This is a genomic window from Polaromonas sp. P1_G2 (assembly GCF_056405515.1).
In genome coordinates this window covers 1-2,765 of sequence record NZ_JBFUBY010000445.1, presented here as the reverse complement: position 1 = coordinate 2,765, position 2,765 = coordinate 1, and the positions used below count along the sequence as shown (strand labels likewise).

At 61.4% G+C, this 2,765-nt stretch carries 5 protein-coding genes; 2 read left to right on the top strand and 3 right to left on the bottom strand.

The annotated features are described in order from the left end of the window. Nucleotides 1–930 (top strand): Ppx/GppA phosphatase family protein (locus AC1D0P_RS24975; RefSeq protein WP_477679197.1); only part of this gene is annotated, 930 nt, incomplete at its 5' end. Nucleotides 931–1,041: 111 nt separating this feature from the next. Next, nucleotides 1,042–1,500, top strand: coding sequence for a hypothetical protein (locus tag AC1D0P_RS24970; protein ID WP_477679196.1), 459 nt, complete (start codon nucleotides 1,042–1,044; stop codon nucleotides 1,498–1,500). A gap of 48 nt (nucleotides 1,501–1,548) precedes the next feature. Here AC1D0P_RS24970 and AC1D0P_RS24965 read toward each other — a convergent pair whose 3' ends face one another. From AC1D0P_RS24965 to AC1D0P_RS24955, 3 genes are all read right to left on the bottom strand, one after another. Further along, nucleotides 1,549–1,815 carry a hypothetical protein gene (locus AC1D0P_RS24965; RefSeq protein WP_477679195.1) on the bottom strand — a complete coding sequence of 89 codons (267 nt, stop codon included), beginning with the start codon at nucleotides 1,813–1,815 and terminating at the stop codon, nucleotides 1,549–1,551. 94 nt (nucleotides 1,816–1,909) lie between these two features. After that, nucleotides 1,910–2,104 (bottom strand): hypothetical protein, encoded by a 195-nt coding sequence (locus AC1D0P_RS24960; RefSeq protein WP_477679194.1) that lies wholly within the window; start codon nucleotides 2,102–2,104, stop codon nucleotides 1,910–1,912. 72 nt (nucleotides 2,105–2,176) lie between these two features. After that, the gene (locus AC1D0P_RS24955; protein ID WP_477679193.1) at nucleotides 2,177–2,731 is read right to left on the bottom strand and encodes a hypothetical protein; all 555 of its coding nucleotides are present in this window, start codon (nucleotides 2,729–2,731) and stop codon (nucleotides 2,177–2,179) included. Between the last annotated feature and the right edge of the window lie 34 nt (nucleotides 2,732–2,765).

Sequence of the window (2,765 nt, the reverse complement as noted above, 5' to 3'; positions counted from 1 at the left end):
GCGGTGCTCGACGAAGCCGTCAATGCCTACCGCGCCGGCGCCTGGGACGCGGCCTATGGGTCGTCCGGTACCATAGGCGCGGTCAGCGACGTGCTGACGGCCGCGGGCTGGCCCGCGGGCCTCGTCACGCGCGACGGCCTGGACTGGCTGCTGGACCGCCTGCTCAAGGCGCAAAGCGCGGATCGCCTGAAGCTGGACGGCWTGAAGGACGACAGGCGCGCCGTCATAGGCGGCGGCGTCAGCGTGCTGCGCGCCGTGTTCGACCTGCTCGGTATTTCGCAGATGGAAGCCGCCCAAGGCGCCCTGCGCCACGGCGTGCTTTACGACCTCGTGGACCGCGAACACGACCTGACGGACCTGCGCTCCACCACGGTGCAGCGCCTGGCCAGCAAATTCAGCGCCGATGCCGTGCAGGCCCAGCGCGTCAGCAAGGTCGCGCGGCACTTGTTCGTGATGGCCGGCGCCGGCCTGCCTGCCGCCGATTCCGCGCGCTTCCAGCGCAAGCTCGAGTGGGCCGCGCAACTGCATGAAATCGGCAGCCAGATCTCCCACAGCGACTACCACAAGCACGGCGCCTACATCCTGGACAATGCCGACGCGCCGGGTTTTGCCCTGCCCGAACTGCACCGCATCAGCCTGCTGGTGCTGGGCCACCGCGGCAAGCTGCGCAAGCTCGAGGTCAACTTCGAAGACCGCGTGTTCATCCAGCAGCTGCTGTGCCTGCGCCTGGCCGTCATCCTGTGCCACGCCCGCCGAGACCCTGACCTCAAGGGCCTGCAGCTCGAGTGCGGCGCCGAGCCCGGCCGCATCTTTGTGCTGAACTGCCGCGCCGGCTGGGCGCAGGCCTTTCCGCAATCGGCCCACCTGCTACAAGAAGAAGTGCTGGCCTGGCAGAAGACGCCGTGGACGCTAGTCGTGCCCGGCCCCTGAGCCCTGCCCTTCGCTGCCGCCTGGCCGCGGCTTGACCGCTTTTGATCAAACCGTATAAACTGTATATACGGTTTATTCGACCGCTCACTCAACAGGAAAAAGGATCAATCCATGGCAACCCGCAAAAAAGCAACTGCGAAACCCGCTGCACCGGCTCCAGCAACCCCCAAGGCTCCCGTGAAAACCGCGGCCAAGCCAGCCCCGAAAAAGGCATCCCCCGCCAAGGCCCCGGCCGGCAAAGGCGCGGTCAAGAAAGCCCTGGTGAAAAAAGCCGGCGCTAAAAAGCCAGCCGCCAAGCCGCAGGCAAGCGCCAAGCCCGTGAAGGCCGCGAAACCCGAGAAAACCAAAAAGCCCAAACTGGTGCGCGACAGCTTCACCATTCCCAAGGCCGAATATGTGGTGCTCGACGAGCTCAAGCAGCGCGCCGCCAGGCTGACCCGCCCCGCGAAGAAAAGCGAACTGCTGCGCGCCGGCATCAAACTGCTGGCCGGTATCTCCGACGCAGCTTTCCTGACCGCGCTGGAGCAGGTTCCCGCGATCAAGACCGGTCGGCCTACGCTCGGTTCTTAAGCAGCAACGCAAAGGCAACTTCCAGCGCTCGCAAGAGTGCTGGATTGCTCACTGGGCCGCCTTGCGCTGGGCTTTGAGCGCCAGGTAGATGCTCGTCCCCATCACCAAGACAAACAAGGCGAGTGCCATCGCCTCCACGGGGGTCGCCGTCCCGTCAAATACCATGCCCACCCACCGCGGCGGGTATAGAGGAAAGAACGCGAGCGCAACCAGCACCGGGAAATGCGCGTGCGGCGGCTGCAACACCAGCGAGAAAGCGGCAGCAAGCAAGCTCGCCAGCAAATACCCGATGATGATAAAAAGTGCAGCTTTCATGGTGTTCCAGGGTTCAAGATGAGAGGCGCGACAAAGCCGTGATTCAATCCCAGGCCGAATTGCCGGTGTTGAACGATTTTTGCAGGCACAGCGTTCAAAGCTTGGGGTCTGGAAATGGCAGCTTGTCCTGCGAGCTGCTCGGCTGGGCTACCCATTTGCCACTACGGCGATAAAAATCGGCTTGGGTTTCCGAACTTCCCGCACCTATCTTCAAGGCCACCGTGCAAGCGACTGTTTCGCTGCAGGCGGAGCAAAGAAGCAGTGTGGACAGGATGATGGTGTAACGCATGACGAATTTTTTCTTGTTATGCCTGACCTGGCGTATGCCGCAAATCCTGCGGCATATCCTGGCGATTGGATCTCAGCTCATCTTCAAGCATTGATGCTCGGCAAGTTCATCAATAGTTCGTTCTTCAATCTTGCGCGACTTGCCCATGCCGAGCTTTGTTCCAGTCGAATTCACAACACAATCAACTTTCCACGCGTTGTCCTCGAGCCGCATCAGGTAGCCAAAGAAGTCGACCATTTCTTCGCCATTGGACTTCCAGCGCTTTTGATAGAAGATCCGCCCGACGTTTGCCCGCCCTTCGGCCCTCACAAAATCAAAGCCGTCCAGGCTCGTCGAGTACTTTGATACCCGCTGCAACGCGGCGCCGGCCTCGCTCTCGGGAGTCCCGGCTTTGCGCAGATTCCCAAGGGTCTCGTTCACAGCGGCCTTTGACCTGAACTTTCGATAGGACGCGAGGTTTCCAGCCCGTTCCGCTTCGAGCATGCCTTTGTAGGCGACCTCGGCTTGAACCACGAACTGGTTTGACTTTTGGGCAGTATTTGCAGCGGCCGCGGGCTGGCCAGACGCATTGCCCAGTGCACAGGCAAGGACTGCGAGCGTCAGAACCTGTCGAATATTGTTTTTCATGTAACTCCGCCTATAAAGGCCTAAGGGTGAAAGG

Bases quoted from the DNA above. Each gene is read 5' to 3' on its own strand.
- AC1D0P_RS24970 (WP_477679196.1), top strand. From the start codon at position 1,042: ATGGCAACCCGCAAAAAAGCAACTGCGAAACCCGCTGCACCGGCTCCA.
- AC1D0P_RS24960 (WP_477679194.1), bottom strand. From the start codon at position 2,104: ATGCGTTACACCATCATCCTGTCCACACTGCTTCTTTGCTCCGCCTGC.
- AC1D0P_RS24955 (WP_477679193.1), bottom strand. From the start codon at position 2,731: ATGAAAAACAATATTCGACAGGTTCTGACGCTCGCAGTCCTTGCCTGT.
- AC1D0P_RS24965 (WP_477679195.1), bottom strand. From the start codon at position 1,815: ATGAAAGCTGCACTTTTTATCATCATCGGGTATTTGCTGGCGAGCTTG.